Annotated in this window: 18 protein-coding genes and 2 tRNA genes; 9 read left to right on the plus strand and 11 right to left on the minus strand. The window is 36.0% G+C overall.

The window, feature by feature from the left end:
• Positions 1-127: 127 nt before the first annotated feature.
• Together QUS22_RS01825 and QUS22_RS01830 are read right to left on the minus strand one after the other, a co-directional pair.
• Complete coding sequence (locus QUS22_RS01825; RefSeq protein ID WP_289513297.1) at positions 128-802, minus strand: ABC transporter ATP-binding protein; 675 nt, start codon at positions 800-802, stop codon at positions 128-130.
• Positions 803-841: 39 nt separating this feature from the next.
• Positions 842-1294 (minus strand): HesB/IscA family protein, encoded by a 453-nt coding sequence (locus QUS22_RS01830; protein WP_289513298.1) that lies wholly within the window; start codon positions 1292-1294, stop codon positions 842-844.
• Between the two features lie 46 nt (positions 1295-1340).
• Here QUS22_RS01830 and QUS22_RS01835 point away from each other — a divergent pair, with 46 nt between their 5' ends.
• Positions 1341-2540, plus strand: coding sequence for a deoxyguanosinetriphosphate triphosphohydrolase (locus tag QUS22_RS01835; RefSeq protein WP_289513299.1), 1200 nt, complete (start codon positions 1341-1343; stop codon positions 2538-2540).
• Entirely contained in the window at positions 2540-3619 is a 1080-nt protein-coding gene (ribD, locus tag QUS22_RS01840; protein ID WP_289513300.1) for a bifunctional diaminohydroxyphosphoribosylaminopyrimidine deaminase/5-amino-6-(5-phosphoribosylamino)uracil reductase RibD, read from the plus strand. The genes QUS22_RS01835 and ribD overlap by 1 nt, the downstream gene beginning before the upstream one ends.
• Before the next feature lie 161 nt (positions 3620-3780).
• Here ribD and QUS22_RS01845 read toward each other — a convergent pair whose 3' ends face one another.
• The 6 genes from QUS22_RS01845 to QUS22_RS01870 form a co-directional block, all read right to left on the minus strand.
• Positions 3781-4041 (minus strand): hypothetical protein, encoded by a 261-nt coding sequence (locus QUS22_RS01845; protein ID WP_289513301.1) that lies wholly within the window; start codon positions 4039-4041, stop codon positions 3781-3783.
• A gap of 553 nt (positions 4042-4594) precedes the next feature.
• Entirely contained in the window at positions 4595-4759 is a 165-nt protein-coding gene (locus tag QUS22_RS01850; protein WP_289513302.1) for a hypothetical protein, read from the minus strand.
• A gap of 340 nt (positions 4760-5099) precedes the next feature.
• A tRNA-Asn gene (locus QUS22_RS01855) sits at positions 5100-5174 on the minus strand.
• Between the two features lie 117 nt (positions 5175-5291).
• Positions 5292-6812, minus strand: a complete 1521-nt coding sequence (gene purH, locus QUS22_RS01860; protein WP_289513303.1) for a bifunctional phosphoribosylaminoimidazolecarboxamide formyltransferase/IMP cyclohydrolase — start codon at positions 6810-6812, stop codon at positions 5292-5294.
• Between the two features lie 225 nt (positions 6813-7037).
• Positions 7038-7493 (minus strand): outer membrane lipid asymmetry maintenance protein MlaD, encoded by a 456-nt coding sequence (gene mlaD / locus QUS22_RS01865; RefSeq protein ID WP_289513304.1) that lies wholly within the window; start codon positions 7491-7493, stop codon positions 7038-7040.
• Positions 7494-7495: 2 nt separating this feature from the next.
• Complete coding sequence (locus QUS22_RS01870) at positions 7496-7810, minus strand: NADH-ubiquinone oxidoreductase subunit NDUFA12 family protein (RefSeq protein ID WP_289513305.1); 315 nt, start codon at positions 7808-7810, stop codon at positions 7496-7498.
• 64 nt (positions 7811-7874) lie between these two features.
• On the opposite strand from QUS22_RS01870, the gene QUS22_RS01875 reads away from it, so the two are divergent.
• Complete coding sequence (locus tag QUS22_RS01875; RefSeq protein ID WP_289513306.1) at positions 7875-9341, plus strand: proton-conducting transporter transmembrane domain-containing protein; 1467 nt, start codon at positions 7875-7877, stop codon at positions 9339-9341.
• Positions 9342-9383: 42 nt separating this feature from the next.
• Positions 9384-10499: a rod shape-determining protein RodA gene (gene rodA, locus QUS22_RS01880; RefSeq protein ID WP_289513307.1), complete on the plus strand. Its 1116-nt coding sequence runs from the start codon at positions 9384-9386 to the stop codon at positions 10497-10499.
• 448 nt (positions 10500-10947) lie between these two features.
• Here rodA and dusB read toward each other — a convergent pair whose 3' ends face one another.
• Both dusB and QUS22_RS01890 read right to left on the minus strand, forming a co-directional pair.
• The gene (gene dusB, locus QUS22_RS01885) at positions 10948-11913 is read right to left on the minus strand and encodes a tRNA dihydrouridine synthase DusB (RefSeq protein ID WP_289513308.1); all 966 of its coding nucleotides are present in this window, start codon (positions 11911-11913) and stop codon (positions 10948-10950) included.
• Between the two features lie 13 nt (positions 11914-11926).
• Positions 11927-13096 (minus strand): hypothetical protein, encoded by a 1170-nt coding sequence (locus tag QUS22_RS01890; protein ID WP_289513309.1) that lies wholly within the window; start codon positions 13094-13096, stop codon positions 11927-11929.
• A 161-nt stretch (positions 13097-13257) separates the two neighbouring features.
• Between QUS22_RS01890 and serS the strand changes: the two genes are divergently transcribed.
• Positions 13258-14535: a serine--tRNA ligase gene (gene serS, locus QUS22_RS01895; RefSeq protein WP_289513310.1), complete on the plus strand. Its 1278-nt coding sequence runs from the start codon at positions 13258-13260 to the stop codon at positions 14533-14535.
• A 38-nt stretch (positions 14536-14573) separates the two neighbouring features.
• Positions 14574-15845, plus strand: a complete 1272-nt coding sequence (purD, locus tag QUS22_RS01900; protein WP_289513311.1) for a phosphoribosylamine--glycine ligase — start codon at positions 14574-14576, stop codon at positions 15843-15845.
• Positions 15846-15886: 41 nt separating this feature from the next.
• Here purD and rsmA read toward each other — a convergent pair whose 3' ends face one another.
• A complete protein-coding gene (gene rsmA, locus QUS22_RS01905) occupies positions 15887-16684 on the minus strand; it encodes a 16S rRNA (adenine(1518)-N(6)/adenine(1519)-N(6))-dimethyltransferase RsmA (RefSeq protein ID WP_289513312.1) in 798 nt (265 codons plus the stop codon).
• Positions 16685-16769: 85 nt separating this feature from the next.
• On the opposite strand from rsmA, the gene QUS22_RS01910 reads away from it, so the two are divergent.
• From QUS22_RS01910 to ispF, 3 genes are all read left to right on the plus strand, one after another.
• Positions 16770-16842: transfer RNA gene (locus QUS22_RS01910), tRNA-Thr, on the plus strand.
• Between the two features lie 24 nt (positions 16843-16866).
• Positions 16867-17574, plus strand: coding sequence for a triosephosphate isomerase (locus QUS22_RS01915; protein WP_289513313.1), 708 nt, complete (start codon positions 16867-16869; stop codon positions 17572-17574).
• Between the two features lie 21 nt (positions 17575-17595).
• Positions 17596-18933 (plus strand): 2-C-methyl-D-erythritol 2,4-cyclodiphosphate synthase, encoded by a 1338-nt coding sequence (gene ispF / locus QUS22_RS01920; protein ID WP_458783158.1) that lies wholly within the window; start codon positions 17596-17598, stop codon positions 18931-18933.
• Positions 18934-18995 lie beyond the last annotated feature (62 nt).

Here is an 18995-nt window from a genome sequence, read left to right on the forward strand (position 1 = left end):
CAAGTTAAAAAGTCCGTGTATAAGAAGCAATGAAAGCACTTCGTGCGAGCTATACCCTGTTAATGATCACTGGCTGGGCAAGTACAAAGTAGTAACTCAATAGATTCTAGTTCTATACTGTATTTATTCACAATTTTACTAGCAACCCATCCTTCAACTGTAAGGTACAGTCTGCCTTTTCTGCAAGAAGATGATTGTGTGTTACTATAAGCATAGAGCTGTCATTTTCCTTTACATATGAATGTAACAGTAAAAACACATTCAAAGAGTTTGTCGGATCCAAATTGCCCGTTGGTTCATCTGCAAGTAAAAGTCTTGGAGAATTTACAATGCTTCTTGCAATTGCAACTCTTTGCCTCTCCCCACCAGAAATTTCAGATATCATACTGCTTGCTTTGTTTTCCATACCAAACTTTTCTAATATCGTTTGAGCACTTCTTATCGCCTCAGTTTTGCTTTTTCCTGCAATAAGCTGAGGAAGCATAATATTCTCTAATATCGATAATTCTTGTAGTAAATAATGAAATTGATAAACAAAACTAAGAAAACTTCTTCTTATATGAGTTTTGTACTTATTGCTTGCTTTTGTACAATTTACCCCATCTATTGTTACTGTACCTAAAGTTGGCTTATCTAACAAGCCTGCTATTTGCAATATAGTTGTTTTCCCTGACCCCGAACTGCCAATTAATGCAACTACTTGCCCTTTTGCAATCCTTAGATTGATATCTTTTACAACAGCAGAACCTTTTCCGAAGCTCTTACCTACAGAAGTTAGCTCTAGTGCTAAATCATTACTCATGATTAAAAGACTCAGAAGGTATCTAAATACTGGTAATAATTAAACTGAGAAACTTTTACCACATCCACACTGAGACTTAGCAAGAGCATTTTTTATTTGAAAACCAGAACCGCTCAGATTTTCTGCATAATCTATAACTGAGTTATTTAAAAACTTCGCTGAACAATTATCAACCATCAATACAGGATTTCCATTTTCGTCATTAATTATTATATCTTTACTTTTTCCGTTAAAACTAGAGTGTCCTCTATAGTCTTCGCTTTCTTCATAATCATCATCCTCATCATCAAATTCATCATCATAGTCATCATCATCGCTCATAGATGGGTTCTTACTTACCTGATCCATAAGAAAATTGTACTTGAAGCCAGAACATCCACCACCTGAAACTGCAACTCGTAAAACAGAACCCTTATTTCCTTCCTGCCCTACAAGAGAGTGGATCTTCTCTAACGCATTGTTAGTTAAGCTAATATTGTAATTTGTTGACATAACAACTACCGTTCATTATTGTTAACTTATTATAGTAGCATTTTACATGTCAAACAATAATTTTCTATTAAGTTATGCATGCTTTCCAAACAAAACAAGAGGAAGATATTTTAAAGAGCCAGAAGATGGAAATCGTAGCTGTTTTCAGCGTGATAGGGATCGCATTATTCACTCTAATGCGTTTAGGAAACTGGGGTATAAAACACAAGTTTTTATCAATTACGAGCATGACTACTATCGCACTCGGCTTACTCACAGCCTTGAAGTTGCACAAATTGCAAGATCTATTGCACGCAGGCTCGGCTTAGATGAGGATATTACTGAATGCATAGCACTTGCACATGATCTTGGTCATCCCCCATTTGGTCATACAGGCGAAAACGCTCTAAAGAAATCAGTTCAAGATTTGAATCTTGATAACGAGAAGTACGAGTTTGACCATAACGTTCAGGCTATAAGGATTTTAACCCATCTTGAGCAAAAGCATGACGACTTTGATGGTATGAATCTAAGCTGGGAAGTGGTTGAAGGAGTTGCAAAGCATAACGGCCCTTTGCTTGGTCGAAATGCAGTATCTCACACAAATAATCAGCTACTGCTAGAATATAATAAAAAATATGATCTAAAGCTCGAAGAATTCTCAAGCATTGAAGCACAAGTTGCTTCAATTGCCGATGATATTGCCTATAGTGTTCACGATCTTGATGATGCACTGAGAGCGAATTTAATAATCATTGAAGACTTGCTCGATGTTCCCTTAATTGGAAAAACATTTAAAGACGTGAAAAGCGGACATTTAAAATTACCCCAGAGCAAACTTATACATGAATCACTGAGTAGAACCATAGGAATTATGATAGGTGATGTCGTTTCTCAAACGAAAAAAAATATCAAAGATCACAAAATAAAAAGTGTGGAAGACGTAAGAAGTCTAAACAAAATGTTAGTCACACTCTCACCAGAAATTGCAAATGCTACAGAAGAAATGAAAAAATTTAACATGGAAAAAATATATAGAAGCTATAAACTTAATAGAACGATGAACAAAGCAAAACGTATAGTAGAGGAGCTTTTTCAATGTTTTTATGAGAACCCAGGGTTATTGCCAACAGAGTGGAACAAGCTCGCTTATGAATTCCAGCGCTCAGTAGTAATATGCGATTATATCTCGGGTATGACAGATAGATTTGCTATACACGAGCACAGAAGAATTTTTGATACCTCATACGAAATGACTTCTTTCTAATGACTGATGATCATTTCATGTCAATTGCATTAAAGCTTGCAGAAAAAAGTCTCGGGAGTGTTGCACCAAACCCTGCTGTTGGATGTGTCATTGCAAAAGATGGTATAGTAATCGTTGAGGGCTATACAGGAATCGGTGGGCGCCCACACGCAGAAGTAGTCACTTTGCAAAGTGCTAAAGATTCAATTCATGGTGCAACCATGTACGTTACTCTCGAGCCATGTTGTCATCATGGAGTTACAGAACCTTGTACTGTAGAAATCATAAGATCTGGCATAAAAAGAGTAGTAATAGCCGCAATTGACCCTGATAAAAGAGTTTCAGGTGGAGGCATTAAAGCTCTAAAAGAAGCAGGTATTGAAGTGAAACAAGGGATTATGCAAGAGGAAGCAGAAAAACTAAATATCGGCTTTTTCACCACTCAGAAACTCCATAGACCATTTATAGCCTGTAAAATCGCAGCAACTCTTGATGGAAAAATCTCAACATTTACAGGCGATAGCAAATGGATCACAGGCGAACAAACTAGAAATTGGGTACACGAGCTCAGAGCAACATATGACGCAATCATGATTGGCAGCAACACCCTCGTTAACGACGATCCACTCTTAACTTGCAGATTACTAGAATTTGAAAACAGATCGCCAATAAGGCTAATTATTGATAGCCAAGGAAAATTGAAGGAAGAGCACAATATTGCAAAGACTGCAGACAAAGTAACAACTTGGGTAATCACAAATAAAGAATTAGGGAGGAAAATAAAAAATATTCACTACTTAGTAGTTAATTCAAACGATGCAGGCAAAATATACTTAAAAGACATGGCATCAAAACTTGTTTCAGAAATCGGTATAACAAGGTTATTAGTTGAAGGTGGAGGAGTATTAATCACAGAGCTATTAAAGCATAATTTAATCGACAGATTGATAATCTGTCGCAGTGGTAAAATCCTAGGTAATGACGCTGTTCCTTTTGTAATAAACTTAGGAATTCAATCTATCAACAGCTGCTACCAATTCAAGAAAGCAGAGATAGTAGACTTTGATGAGGATATAATTGAGGTGTGGGATAGATTATAGTAGCCTTTATACTCTTGAATGAAAGAGAAAAGAAAGAGATAGACTCTCTACCTCATGTACAACTTAACTTAGGCTGTTGGTTCTTAAAACATTACTTCTTTAGACAATCAAGTAACTTCAGGCTTTCTACAACACCCGTAGAGTTCGCTCTTACAATTCCACTAGAAGGTAATTGCACCTGACTCACCTTTATCATCTTTTTCTCCTTTCTCCCTTTTAGTAATATACATTTGCTTATATGAACAATAAGCTAGTGTAGCAAAATATAGAGCTGCAATAAATAGAGCTGCAATTCCAATAGGATTAGTAACTGCACTAATAAGCGCCAAAGACTCAGGTATAGCAATTACATTAGTAGCAATTAATATTATTGTTATTGCTGCCACCAAAGATGCAAGTGCAACCGTACCTTCAATACTCATTTTCGTTATGTGTGCAGTATTTCTTCACTTCCATATGCTTGTATTCATAATAACCCCCATTTAATGGGATTAATAATAAATCTAGTATTTACATATATTAACATACGTAACCAAGTTATTTTTTTATAAGCACAATTTTGAGCTGAAAGCCTGCTTTATAAATTGTAACCAACTATACGCAGTTCGCTGAACTTTAATAAATCAACAGCTGCTCAGGCAAGTTAAAAAAGATTTTTGGAATTACGGCCTGATCCACAACAGTATGAACAGTTATGATTTGAAAACAGAAAGAACGTACTAAAAACTACTTGACAAACCTCACCTGCCCCTTTATCACCGTGTTAAAGCTATTTTATTTAACTTCCCCAGCCTGTACAAATTAAAACGACAAGAAAACTTGTATTTGGCGTGCTATTGTTTAATTTTTTGTACTATGTGCACCGTATGTCTTTATAAAATTTCTAGGTTTTGATCAGTACAAGCTGAAACGCGCTTATAAAGCGTTCAAGACATCACCCAACGTCAAATTTTAAAATAAAGAGTTAATAACTAGCTACTGCGGGTTTTCTTTATCTTTTTTTCTGCTTGGTAAATCTCTAAGCATTAAAGCTAAGGTTAGTTGCAGTTTAAAAGCAGCTAAATTGCAGCGCTTAAGACTTAAAAAACGCCAATACTGAAAATAGACAGCAACTAGGGTTTCTTTTGCCTTTTCTTTCATTTAGTAAATTTCTTAAATATCTACCGCTAAAGCGACTCATGAACTTGGCAGGGAGGTGTCATCTAAGCAGCTGATACTGATTCCTTTATGACGGTGTCATCCAGCGCGTAACGCTGGGATGATACTATAGGAGCGCTGGAATGAAACCGTCCTTTTCCCTGGATCTCAGTGTCACACTACTTGGATCACACTCTCTCGGCAGGCACAAGTTGCAATGCTTATATAGTTATGAGACTTACCCAGGAAGTTTTCGGTCAAAATGTTTCCAACGATTGTCTAAAGTATAAGAAACTAATAAATAATACTCTTGATAAATACTAACGAGCCCTGCAAACATGACTGGCTCCCCGGGCCGGATTCGAACCAGCGACCAATTGGTTAACAGCCAACTGCTCTACCACTGAGCTACCGAGGAATAAACTGGCTTCAATTTATCATATTGAGCACTGATTGTAAACGGGTTCTGTTTGCAATCATGATCAAAGCAATGTTAAAGGCGCATAATTGTACACGTTTGCAAAAAGCATAAAGCCTAATGAAAAAAGCTACGAACGCTGGTGAAAAACATGGCAATTTTATTTTCATTTGCGGTTGCTATTACATCTTGGTCCTTCAACGAGCCGCCAGGCTGAATTATGCCTGTAATTCCATGTTTTGCACTTTCTATTATGCTATCTGGAAATGGAAAAAATGCATCTGAAGCAAGCACAGCACTTTTGCACCTTTCACCCGCCTTTTTAACTGCAATGTTCACACTATCTATTCTACTTGTTTGTCCTGCACCGATACCGATGGCGCAACCGCCTTTTGCTATAACTATAGCATTGGATTTTACATGCTTACATATTTTCCAAGCAAAAATAAGATCTTCTTTTTCTCTCTCCGTTGCAGCATGCTCCGTTACTTGATTCATCTCTTCTGCTTTTATTGTATAGTTATTATTTTCTTGTACTAAAAACCCACCGGCAACGTTTTTGATTTGAAACTTTGCATTTTGCTGAAGAGAGCTATGAACAATTACTCTTAAATTTTTCTTTCTCTGCAAAATTTTTAGTGCTTCATCGTCTATTGATGGTGCTATTACTACTTCCAAAAATACCTCGCTTAATTTTTCTGCTAGCTTTAAATCCATTTCCCGATTCAAAGCAACTATGCCGCCAAAACTGCTTATTTCATCACACGATAGGGCCTTTTCATATGCTTCTGATGCATTATTACCAACAGCAGCACCACATGGGTTATTGTGCTTGATTATTACCGCCGCAGGCTCTTGAAATTCAGAAACTATGTTAATTGCAGATTCTATATCTACTATATTATTATAACTCAACTCTTTTCCATGTAGTTTTTCCAGCGGATATTTGGTAAATTGATTACTGTAAAATGCAGCTTTTTGATGGGGATTTTCGCCATATCTAAGTTCTTGTGCTTTACGTCCGTATAGGGCAAAAAACTCTGGTAACTCATTGCTTTTACTCTTAAACAAAAACCAACTGTAAATATTAGAATCGTAGCACGCAGTAAGAGCAAATGCCTTACATGCTAGATATTTTCTGTATTCCAATGTCGTTTCATTGTTATTTTTGACCATCTCAGCTTTCAGTGTTTCATAGTCCTGAGCACTAGAAATAACCGAAGTAAAATGAAAATTTTTTGCTGCAGCCCTAATTAGCGCTACTCCGCCGATATCAATTTGTTCTATAACTTGCTCTTCACTTGAACCGCTACTTACTGTTTCCAAAAATGGATATAGATTAATTATAAGCAGGTCTATGGGCTCGATTCCTAAATCTTGCATTTCTTTTTTGTGTTTTTCTCGATCACAGAGTATTCCTCCATGAATTTTAGGGTGTAAAGTTTTCACCCTACCATCTAGTATCTCTGGAAATTGAGTATAATCTGAGGCTTCTTGCGTTTTTATCCCAGCATCAGATAACACTTTATAAGTATTTCCCGTTGAAAGAATTTCTATTTGTTGCTGTGTTAAAAATGATGCAAGGTCAACTATGTTTGTCTTATCATATACTGATATTAAAGCTCTCTTAATTTTCACTCTTACATAGAAAGTTTTTTAAGATTATACATAAGAAAAAGGAGTTTGGCTATAGCCATATCATACTGCTCATAACCGCCTTAACTTCCGCGTTGCATAGTGAGATATTAACCAACGGCGGCACCTAAGTAGCCAACACTGGGGTAACAAAAAGAACAATGCACAGGGATAGTGCGTAACCAAAATAAAGAACGGGCAGCAGTTATTGAACAACAGGGAAGGGGCCTATTTTGTAAACATACTAAGAATTTTGTCTATTATTCCACCCACATTTGCTTCAGCTTGGGTATACTCTATCTTACCACCTTTCGAGATTAGTTTAGCACCTGATCCAGGTGATATGTTAACAAATTTACCACTAATAACCCCGCTGCTAGTTATTAAGGCTGAGCTATCAATCGGCAACTTTATGTCTTTACTTATGCACATATCGATTCGAGCTAAGTAGGTAGTTTTATCAAGTGATACACCAGTTATATTTCCAACATCTACACCGGCAATCTTGACGCTATCACCAACTATTATGCCATTAGCATTAGCAAAAAAACCATATATTTTATAGCAATCCTTATAGCTTTTTTTGATGTCAGATAGCTTATCAACAGCAAAGCAAGCCAGAAAAATAGTAAAAAACAATACAAACAATCCGGCAATTATTTCAAGTATATTTGATCTTCGCATCTTTAGTTATTAGGATTCCAGCTTTCATGGTAATTTTTTACTTTTTGGTTTGGATAGTACGCATCTTTTGTACCCGTCAAATTAGGAGCATGTTGTACTTTTCTTTTTTTATTATTAACTGGCACTGCATTACTAGTATAGTGAAGCCATATATGCCACTCTGGAAGCACTGTTGTAGGTTCAGAGATACTTCTATACACAACCCACCTCTTTCCTTTACTTGATTCATAGTAAGAGTTTCCATTTTCATCACTCCCTATAAACTTACCTTTCCTTAGTAATAGGCGTTTTATTGCATTACAAATTTTAGACAACATAAGGGTATTAAAACAAAAAGTATTATATATACTAATACTTTAACAGCCCATTAACAACAATTTAATGCAATTACCAATCTTACAAGTTATTATACCAATAATCGCATCAATGTTTTGCTTTCTTACTAGGAAACATAAGGTATCCTGGTTTATTTCTTTTGTCACAACGACAGCCACTTTTTTTATTTCATTGATACTGCTGATGAAGACACATCGTGGTGAAATTATAACTTATTACCTTGGAGATTGGGCTCCTCCATACGGAATAGAGTTGAAAATCGATATGTTAAATTCCTTAACTCTCATTCTAGTGAATCTTGTAGCACTGATAAGTATCCTTTATAGCTTTCATATTAATGAAAAAGAGATTAGCAAAAACAAAATCACCGGTTTTTACTCTTTGTTTCTGTTGTGCTTAAGTGGACTGCTTGGAATCTTAGTAACAAACGACATATTCAACCTTTATGTTTTTTTAGAAATTTCATCTCTTTCCTCTTACGTATTGGTTTCAATGGGAAGGAATAAAAAAGCTCTAGTTGCGGCATTTGAATATCTGATTAGTGGGACAATAGGTGCAACATTTTATTTGTTTGGCATCGGGCTTTTGTACTCCATGACAGGAACGCTCAATATGTCTGACATGGCCGAAAGAATAGTGCTGTTATATAATAATAATATCGTAAAGCTTGGCACATTGTTTATTTTTGTTGGTCTCTCAATCAAGATGGCACTATTTCCATTAAGCAGGTGGCTAGTTAATTCATATAGCGAAGCATCAAATTTCGTCAGCATATTCTTTTCAGGCACAGTGACCAAAGTAATGATATATGTTTTTATCAGAATCTTCTACACTGTTTTCCATCAAAATTTCTTTTTATTTAAGTCGCCATTAAACAATGTGATAGTTATCCTTGCGCTTTGCGCTATTGTGTTTGGGTCAGCATTTGCAATAACCGCAAAAGACATAAAGAGATTATTTGCTCACTCTAGCGTCAGCCAGATTGGTTATATAATTTTAGTGCTGAGTTTAAACTCAAAAGCAGGTTTATTTGCAGCAGTTTTTCACATAGTAAACCACAGTATAATAAAAACATCTTTATTCATGACTGCAGGATGTATTTCCTATAGGTTTAATACAACAAAAATAGAAAGCTTATCGGGATTAAAAAAATCAATGCCTTATACAACACTTGCATTTACTCTACTCAGTTTAGCATTGATCGGTGTACCTTTAACAAATGGCTTCGTAAGCAAATGGTATATAATGAGAGCAATTATCGAGTCTCACTCATGGATTTCTCTAATAGTTTCTACTGTTGGGTCTTTTCTTGCATTGATATATACGTGGAAAGTGGTAGAGAAAATGTATTTTGAAAATGATGCATCGCCACATGCTGGAATAACATCTAGCCAGGCTAATGAGGTGCCATTACCTATGCTTCTCTGTCTGTTACTCATGGCAGCTTTAACGATAGTAACTGGCATATATAGCAATCCAATTCGATTAGTAGTTGAAAAGTTGGCTTTTTGACTTTCATCTCTTACTATACTTTAAGATCATAAGGTTTTTGTCGTGGATAGGCTAAAAAAGATTTACTTGTTATTACTCATTAACATAATAGCTCTGTTTTGCGTTGGCATTGTTGTTCAATATTCTTCTGCTGGAGGAAAGTGGGTGCCATTTGCAATTCATCAACTAGTTATATTCTCTTTCTTCTTTCTATTGGCTATAGCTATGTCATTCATAGAGCTAGATTTTTATTTGAAGCACGCTTATTTTTTTTATATAGCAACAGTGATTGCGCTGTTAGTGGTAAATTTTTTTGGCTTGCACATAATGGGTGCAACAAGGTGGATAAGAATTGGATCAATTAGTTTGCAACCATCAGAATTTGCAAAAGTGGGCTTAATACTCGCACTTGCTCGTTATTTTAACAGGCAAAGTGTGTATAAAATGATGGAATTTCAAAGATTATTTAAGGCGCTCATAATCATTTTCTTACCCGTGTTCTTAGTGTTAAAGCAGCCTAATTTAGGCACAGCTGTGATAATGTTATTTATAGGTGCATCAATTATATTCACGGCAATAATAAAAAGATCACATTTAATAATGTGTGGAACGCTTAGCATTCTTGCAATACCAGCTGTCTGGCCCTTTTTACGCACTTATCACAAACAAAGGATATTGTCATTTCTGGATTCATCGGTGGATCCACTTGGAATAGGTTATAATGCGCAGCAGTCTCAAATAGCTATTGGTTCTGGAGGTTTGCTTGGTAAAGGTTTTGTTAGTGGAAGTCAAACCCAACTTGGATTTTTGCCAGAAAAGCGCGCAGATTTTGCTTTTGCAGCGCTTGGCGAAGAATGGGGGTTTTTAGGTAGTATGGCTTTAATTTCTCTCTATACTACGTTACTTGCTATAATATTTTCTATTGCTTATAGATCGAAAAATTATTTTTCTAAGTTGGTATCCATCGGAATTTTTGCTTTTTTTGGCTCTCATTTCTTCATAAACATTGGAATGACAACAGGCCTTTTACCCGTGATAGGTGATCCATTGCCATTTTTATCCTATGGAGGGAGCACAACTGCTGCAAGCTTAATATGCATAGGGTTTCTACTAAGTTCTGTAACGTCTGCAAAAGATTTAAAGCTGAGCTCTCGATTTCATCCTCAAGAAGGACCGTAGTTTGAGATCTGACGTCAATAGAAACATTTGCTTTAAGTAGACTTTGCAACTTTCTTGCATGACATTTGGCAGCGTTTTGGGAAACGGAGCTAAAAACTACTGACAATTTTAACAACCTCCTTATTATAGCATTGAGGTTGTTTCTACCTCAAAACTTGTTTTTGATCCGTGCGGGTTCAATAAAAAAATTCAGTAAAAAACTGAAGGTATTTTTTTGCAGGTTACATCAAATTGTTGGGGCTACATGTCTTTTAAGTTTTTTCTACATTCAGCCAAGTCGCGCTTAGGGTTAAGCGTCAGCACATTATTACAGCGCCAATATAAAGTATTAGAGGTCAAAACTCGCTACCTGGGGCTTCATTGCCTTTTTCCATTTAGCAAATTTCTTAGCATTTACAGCTAAAGCAATTTAAGAGCACGCAGCGTTACAAAAAATGCCAATCTGCTTTTATGCAAGAAATACTTGACCAAAAAAGCCAACTATATTTTCTTTCACTTCTATGCTATCTGTCATATTATTTACTCTCACACGAAATTCAGATGAGTTCTTAAACCCGCTACTGTACCAGCCTATGTGTTTGCGAGCCATCTTTACTCCTGTATCATTTCCATAATATTCAAGAATACTGTTGTAATGTTCAAGTATGATGCTTAATCTCTCTAAAGCTGTTGGCTCGGAAATTTCACTTCCGTTTAGAAAGTTCATTGCTCGATTAATCAGCCAAGGTTTACCGTAAGCACCTCGACCTATCATCACTCCGTCTGCTCCTGATTCTTTGAGAGCTTTTTGAATATCATTCAAATTTTTAATATCGCCATTTACTACAACTGGAATTTTCACTTGATCTTTGACACTTCTGACGAACTTCCAATCTGCTTGACCGTTATAAAGCTGCGCCCTTGTTCTTCCATGCACAGTGATCATTTTTGCTCCAAGATCCTCTGCAATTTTTGCTAAACTTGGAGCATTACGGTCTTCATCATTCCATCCAGTGCGCATTTTCACCGTAACTGGCACGCTTACTGCCTTGACTACAGCTTCGATTATTTCAGCAGCCTTTTTTTCATCACGCATTAGTGCTGATCCTGCATAACCGTTTACGACTTTCTTAACCGGGCAACCAAAATTTATGTCTATAATTTTAGCGCCCATGTCCTCATTTAATTTTGCAGCTTCTGCCATTACATCCGGCTCACATCCAGCAAGCTGTACAGCAGTTAATTCATCAACTTTTGCTCTTTGCATACTCTGACGAGTTTGCATGATTATAGCTCTACTTGCAATCATCTCTGAGACTAACAAACTTGCACCAAGTTTTTTTACTATACTTCTAAACGGATAATCAGTCACTCCAGACATTGGAGCTAAAATAACCGGAGAATCAATCGTCAAATTTCCTATTTGGAGGGGCATACACTCAATATGTTTAACGCAACGCGTTACGTACACTTGCTACAACACCTTGTACAACTGAACCTACCTTTCTCAAATCAGATTGTGCTTCCTCTAATTCTACAACCTCAGCCCTAGAGTAATGATTTACTGCTAAGTATATTATTTCCTTTTCTTTTTCACCCCATAGTTCATTGTTTTGCTGGTAGCTCTCATTTATCATTTCTGAATTTGGTTTAAACACTGTATGTACATCATTACCATTATTTTTATAATGAACGTCAATTTCAATATTAGCCAATGAAGCCAAAATAGGAATTTCTTCTATAAAAACATAGTAACTTTGACTGCTGATTGCTTCTAGGTAGGATTTGTAAATAGATTTACTATTGAGAAAAGAATTTGCTACACTCTCACTACTATAATTTTTGTCATATCTCCTTGCACTGAAAAAACTACCGACAGCAAATTCTTTTAAGTAGCTACTAACTTCATTTTCATGTAAACCTACACGAAGTAACTTCCTTATTAACTTTTCAACCTTTTTTTTGACTTTCTTTATTCTCTTGTTTGTATATTCAGCCAACTTTTTTATTTCATTGGACTTACCAGTTAAATCTTCTGGTTTGTTTAAGAACATATTAAAAACTTTTTCTAGTTGAGCTTTTAAAGGGGCTGGCATGCTTGTATCACCCAAAGATATAAATTGGCTTAAAAACTTGTGCCATTCCATTCTCATTTTTTGTGCTTTTTCAGCCTTATATTGACCAGAGCTATCATTACCAAACGCCGCATGAAAAAAGCAATTTCCATCCCCTGCGGTATTATATGTAACAATTTTTGCTTGTTTGGGCTGCTTGCTTTCTGTTGAGCAAATGTCATCTACAATACCACTATCCCTATCTGGAGTTTTTTGCCTATCTTGACTTGTTTTTTTCCCGTTAATATAACCCTTCACCAAGTGAAATAAAGGCTCAACAGCTACTTTATATGTCACTACAAGAGCTATCCCGATTGCAACCCAAATTACAGGATGAGAAATTAGCATAGCAAGTGGCAAAGTCAATAGAGGAAATCCTACTATCAACCCCAAACAGCCAATGGTAAATGTGGCTGACAGATATATACCAAAGGTGTAAATAGCAAACCTTCTACCAGCCTTGAGTTTTGTAAAATAAGTATTCTCTCCTCTAGTACCTAACATATTAATTCTATAAATACCAGGTCAATTAGATTTTGACAAATTTTAAGGGCAAAGTCAACCATAATAATCTTAGCATTTCTTTGTGTTGTGTGCAATGATATTGAGTATCAAAAGCTTTTGAAGTACAGTAATAAAGTTAATAACTATTGGCTAGTGCAATAATGCATGATATAGAATACATACGTAAAAACCCTGAAGAATTTGCGGAGGCGATGAAAAGCAGGGGGATGAAAAAATTTACTGCGAAAGAGATATTGGAAATCGATCATGAAAAAAGGGCATTGACCACTAAATTGCAAGATTTGAATAGGCAGTGCAATGGAATCACAGAAGAAATAAAGAAGCTCAAAATGAGCAAGAGCTCTTGTGAAGAGCAAACAGAGGCATCAAAAAACATCACAAATAAGATAGGGGCTATTAGCTTAAAAGAGCAAATAGAAAAGGGCAAGTTAGTGAATATCTTATCTAACTTGCCGAATATCCCTGCACAAGATGTGCCAATAGGGACAGATGAGAACTCTAACGTAGAAGTGAGAAGATATGGAGAAAAAGGGCAATTTGATTTTGTGCCAATGTCTCATTATAAGCTTGGAGAAAGGTTAGGTTTAATGGACTCTGAACAAGCAGCAAAAATTTCCGGATCAAGGTTTGCAGTATTAAAAGGGCAATTAGCTAGGCTTGAACGAGCATTAGTAAATTTTATGCTTGAAATGCATGTTAATGAATTTAGCTATACTGAAGTATATCATCCAGCTTTAGTGAAAAACGAGGCGATGTATAACGTGGGTCAGCTACCGAAATTTTCTAACGATTCGTATTTAACTACCGACGAATTGAGATTGATTCCTACAGGTGAAGTGGTCTTAACAAATTTGGTTGCTGATAAAATAATAGAAGAAAAAGAACTACCCATTCGTTTTACTGCATATTCAGAGTGTTTTCGTAAAGAAGCCGGTAGTGCAGGACGAGATACAAGAGGCATGATAAGGCAACACCAATTTGGTAAAGTGGAGTTGGTAAGTATTACAACCGAAGACCAATCAAATGATGAGCTTGAGCGCATGACAAATGTTGCTGAAGAGATATTAAAAAAATTAGAATTGCCGTATAGAGTGATGCTATTATGCAGTGGTGATATGGGCTTTGCCGCACAAAAGACTTATGACATAGAGGTGTGGTTGCCTGGGCAAAATAAATACAGAGAAATATCAAGTTGCTCGAATTGCGGTGCATTTCAGGCAAGAAGAATGAACACTAAGTACTTTTCAGAAACTGATAAAAAGGTAAAAAAATACGTTCACACTTTAAATGGCTCAGCTTTAGCTATAGGAAGAACTATTATTGCCATAATGGAAAATTATCAAAATCCTGATGGGTCAATTACAATACCAAACATGTTGCAAAAGTATATGGGCAATGATACTGTTATAGTTAAATAATAATCTTAACATACTAAAAAGCGAGGGGATAAAAAAATATGAAGGTTCTAGTTATAGGTTCTGGTGGACGTGAGCATGCTTTACTTTGGGCCCTGAAAAAATCTCCTATCTTAACTGAGCTATACGTTACTCCTGGCCGCCCAGCTATGGAAAATCTTGGGGTTCTTGTGGATATGAATATTAAAAATCCAATTGATGTTACGCAATTTTGCAAGAGAGAAAATATAGAGTTAGTTATTGTTGGTCCAGAACAGCCAATAATCGATGGGCTCGCCGACAACTTAGTTGCAGAGAGAATAAATGTTTTTGCTCCAAGTCAGGCAGCTGCGAAACTTGAAGCATCAAAATCTTTTACCAAGGGACTGTGTAAACAATATGGTATACCAACTGCCAAGTATGAATGTTTTGTTGATGAAGGGTTAGCTAAAAATTTTATACGTAGCAATAAAATAAAGTTTCCACTTGTAGTTAAAGCAAATGGAATTGCAGCAGGGAAAGGCGTAATGATATGTAATACAGAAAATGAAGCTTTCGCAGCAATAAACTCAATGTTGGTAGAGAAAAAATTTGGTGAATCAGGTGAAGAAATAATCATAGAAGAATTTCTAATTGGAGAAGAAGTAAGCTACTTTGCTTTTGTTGATGGATTGAAAGCGGTGACCCTTGGATGTGCAAAAGATTATAAGAGAGCTTATGAGAACAATGACAGTCGTAATACTGGTGGTATGGGGTCGTACTCATCACCTTCAATTATAAGTAAGGATATGGAACAAAAAATTATCCAAAGAATAATATACCCAACAATTCAAGCACTAACTAACATAGGAACACCTTATCGAGGGGTACTTTTTGCTGGTCTGATGATTTGCAAAGATAATCCAAAACTTCTTGAGTATAATGTTAGATTTGGTGATCCAGAAATACAATCCATGTTACCTAGATTTTATGAAAATTGTGACTTGTTAAAATTAATGTTGTCAGTTGCAGAAGGAAAGTTAAATACCAAAGTGGTAGAGCTTAATAACAAAGCCGCAGTTTGTGTAGTTGTGGCAAGTAAGGGCTATCCAGGTGATTATCAAAAGGGAGAAACAATAAAGGGATTGGATAAAATTGAAAGCATTCCCGGTATATTGGTGTTTCATGCCGGTACTAAATTGGATGAAAGCGGTAATTGGGTTTCCGATGGCGGAAGAGTGTTGAATATAGTAGGAGAAGGGAACACTGTAGAAGAGGCTAAAGGTAAAGTGTACTCTGCGCTGAATTTTCTAGAATGGCCAGGAGGTTTCTTCAGGTACGATATCGGCAGTTAATATTAACTAACTCCGTTTCTCCTTATTTTTTTCCACTAAGCCTAGTAGGTAGTTTGCATACTGTTCGTTAGCAAACAAAATTGTTCAACAGTCAAGTTTTCTGGACGTTCATTGCCACTTAATTTGGCGTTTTCAAGAATGGCTTCAGTATAACTTGTTATATTTTGCAAGCTGTTTCTCAGCATCTTTCTCCTATGAGCAAAAACAGTACGTGTTAACCTTGTTAAAGCTTCTAAATTCACTGCAAATTTTCGGGTAGGCAAAGGGTTTACCGTAACTACTGAAGAATATACATTTGGCCTTGGAAAAAACTCCTTAGGCTCAATATCAAACTCCTTTCTTATATCACATATCAACTGGCTTAGCACTGATAAGGAGCCATAATCTTTAGAATTGGGTCTTGCTATAATGCGATCTGCTACCTCCCTTTGAAACATCAATGTCAAGCTTGTAAAAAATTTTATGTTATTTAACCACTTCAAAAATAACGCTACTGAGACATTGTAAGGCAAGTTAGCAATAACTTTGACTGGGCGTTCTATTAACTCCTCTTCTACAACATGAAGTGCATCCGCTTCTATAATTCTATACTTTCCCTGGTGCTCACTGAGTAATTGGTTATGATACTGCTCTAAATTGCTATCTTTTTCTATAGCCAGCAGAGACTTTGGATTATGCGCCAATATTTCTCTTGTTAATGCACCATACCCAGGGCCAATTTCAATGACATTAAAATCTTCCAGATTCCCAGCTAAAACGACTATTCTTTTTGTTACCTCTCTGGATAAAATAAAATTTTGTCCTAGACTCTTTTTTGGCTTCAATAAAAATTTTCTCATACTATTTCAGTATGCAATATTTTGTTAATTATAAAAATAGTTGACTGAAATTTATTGATAATTGTATATTGTTAACGTATTTAATGCCGGCTTAGCTCAATTGGTAGAGCAACTGACTTGTAATCAGTAGGTTGTCAGTTCAAGTCCGACAGCCGGCACTCTCATTCACATAAGTAAAGCTGATGTCCTTTTTAATAGTAGCAAATTGGAAGATGAATGGAACACGTTCTTCGTTTGTTGACTTTATAGGCAAGCTTAATGACAAGGGCAATGAAATTACCTCTAAACTTGTAATTTGCCCACCTTTTACATCATTTTCAGACAACGTAAAGCTAAACAATAACATTAGTATAGGGGCACAGAATTGTCATTATAAAAAATCCGGCCCTTATACAGGTGAAATTAGTGTAGAGATGCTAAAAGAATTAGGATGCACTTACGTGATACTTGGGCATTCTGAAAGGGCTCATGAAACAGACAGTGAAATAAAGCTTAAGTCAGAAACAGCAATAGGATCAGGCTTGCACCCAATTATTTGCGTAGGTGAAAATGCAGAAGACAACAAGAATAAGAAAACAAAGGAAGTAATGGAATATCAATGCAAAAACCGCGTGCCAACACATGGTGAATATACCATAGCATATGAACCAATATGGGCAATAGGTACGGGATATGTGCCGAGCAATAATGCAATTGCTGAGATGATAGAAGTGATAAAATCCAGCACTGGTAAAAAACATATTATATATGGTGGTTCAGTCAGTTTAGACAATATAGAAAACTTGTTGAATATCTCTAACCTATCAGGAGTTTTAATTGGCAGCGCAAGCTTAGATTTTGAACGCTTTTATAAAATTGTACAACAGGTTGAGAAGACCTATCAATTTTAAAAATCAGTAATTAAGAACCCTGTGACAAATATGCACACTAACAAATCTAAGAGATACAAAACAGCAGCATTAATAGTTGCAGCAGGAATAGGTAGTAGATGCAATGCTATAATTCCTAAGCAATATATAAAGCTGGCAGGTAAATCCGTTTTATTTCATACAATTAGAAAATTTCTAGCTAACCAATACATAGATCACTTAAGAGTGGTAATCAATAAAAATCAAGAAAATTTTTATAGAAAAACAATAGATTTCTTACATAAGCATCATTTAAGTGAAAAACCGGCTGCATACTCCTCGATGTCATTCCAGCACGTTACGCTGGAATCGAGAAAACAAGAAACCTGGACCCCAATGTCAGCTATTTGGATGACAGGAGGTTTAGGCACTAAATTGCTGGGTCCAATATACGGAGGAGAAAGTAGGCAAAATTCAGTTAAGTTGGGACTTGAAAGTTTGCAAGAAATTAACCCAGATTTTGTCATTATACATGATGCTTGCAGGCCTTTTGTGTCAAACACTCTAATAGATAACTTAACTCAGTACATGATTAATGGTCAGTATGCAGGAGTAGTGCCGGCAATAGAAGCCGAAGACACCATGTCATTGGTGAGTGGTGATTTCATTGAATCCACGATTTCAAGAGAAAAAGTCAGAGCCATACAAACTCCTCAAATCTTTAATTTCAAAAAATTATTATTATGCCATCAGTCAAGCAAAGAATTTACTGATGATTCATCACTTATGGTAGAGTGCAAAAAACATGTTGCGATTATTAAAGGTGAAAAAAGTAATTTTAAGTTAACTACAAAAGAAGATATTAATATGGCAAAGCTCTTTCTTGAAGAACCGAAGTATCGTATTGGAACTGGTTATGACATACATAAGTTCATTAAAACTCAAGATAAGGTTAAGAACTTTATAAGAATTTGCGGTATAGAAATTGAATACAACATGGCAATAAAAGCACATTCTGATGGCGATGTTGCAATACACGCAGTTGTTGATGCAATACTAGGAGCGCTAGGATGTGGCGACATAGGGGAGCATTTTCCTCCTAGCTCTGCTAAGTGGAAAGACTGCAATTCATTTTGCTTCCTCAATTTTGCTGTTGAAAAAGCAAAAGAAAAAGGATACCGTGTATCCAATTTAGATATTACTATAGTTTGTGAGAAGCCTAAAATATCGCCTTACAAAGCAGAAATGGAAAAATCTATATCAAAAACACTAGAGATTGACAGTGAATTTGTAAACGTCAAAGCAACCACTGCAGAAAAGTTGGGTTCTATTGGGAGAAACGAAGGAATAGCAGCACATGCATCCGTATTATTGTATAAGACAGCTCCACTGCATAATTAATTTTCATGAACGCAATAAATATTATCTAAACCAAAATGTCTTACATTTGTTCTTCAATATAC

The sequence above is a fragment of the Wolbachia pipientis genome (assembly GCF_030373985.1).
Lineage (GTDB): Bacteria > Pseudomonadota > Alphaproteobacteria > Rickettsiales > Anaplasmataceae > Wolbachia > Wolbachia pipientis_D.

Coding starts and splice junctions, on each gene's coding strand:
- QUS22_RS01825 (WP_289513297.1), bottom strand. CDS start 802: ATGAGTAATGATTTAGCACTAGAGCTAACTTCTGTAGGTAAGAGCTTC.
- QUS22_RS01830 (WP_289513298.1), bottom strand. CDS start 1,294: ATGTCAACAAATTACAATATTAGCTTAACTAACAATGCGTTAGAGAAG.
- QUS22_RS01835 (WP_289513299.1), top strand. CDS start 1,341: ATGTCAAACAATAATTTTCTATTAAGTTATGCATGCTTTCCAAACAAA.
- ribD (WP_289513300.1), top strand. CDS start 2,540: ATGACTGATGATCATTTCATGTCAATTGCATTAAAGCTTGCAGAAAAA.
- QUS22_RS01845 (WP_289513301.1), bottom strand. CDS start 4,041: ATGAGTATTGAAGGTACGGTTGCACTTGCATCTTTGGTGGCAGCAATA.
- QUS22_RS01850 (WP_289513302.1), bottom strand. CDS start 4,759: ATGAAAGAAAAGGCAAAAGAAACCCTAGTTGCTGTCTATTTTCAGTAT.
- mlaD (WP_289513304.1), bottom strand. CDS start 7,493: ATGCGAAGATCAAATATACTTGAAATAATTGCCGGATTGTTTGTATTG.
- QUS22_RS01870 (WP_289513305.1), bottom strand. CDS start 7,810: ATGTTGTCTAAAATTTGTAATGCAATAAAACGCCTATTACTAAGGAAA.
- QUS22_RS01875 (WP_289513306.1), top strand. CDS start 7,875: ATGCAATTACCAATCTTACAAGTTATTATACCAATAATCGCATCAATG.
- dusB (WP_289513308.1), bottom strand. CDS start 11,913: ATGCCCCTCCAAATAGGAAATTTGACGATTGATTCTCCGGTTATTTTA.
- QUS22_RS01890 (WP_289513309.1), bottom strand. CDS start 13,096: ATGTTAGGTACTAGAGGAGAGAATACTTATTTTACAAAACTCAAGGCT.
- serS (WP_289513310.1), top strand. CDS start 13,258: ATGCATGATATAGAATACATACGTAAAAACCCTGAAGAATTTGCGGAG.
- purD (WP_289513311.1), top strand. CDS start 14,574: ATGAAGGTTCTAGTTATAGGTTCTGGTGGACGTGAGCATGCTTTACTT.
- rsmA (WP_289513312.1), bottom strand. CDS start 16,684: ATGAGAAAATTTTTATTGAAGCCAAAAAAGAGTCTAGGACAAAATTTT.
- QUS22_RS01915 (WP_289513313.1), top strand. CDS start 16,867: ATGTCCTTTTTAATAGTAGCAAATTGGAAGATGAATGGAACACGTTCT.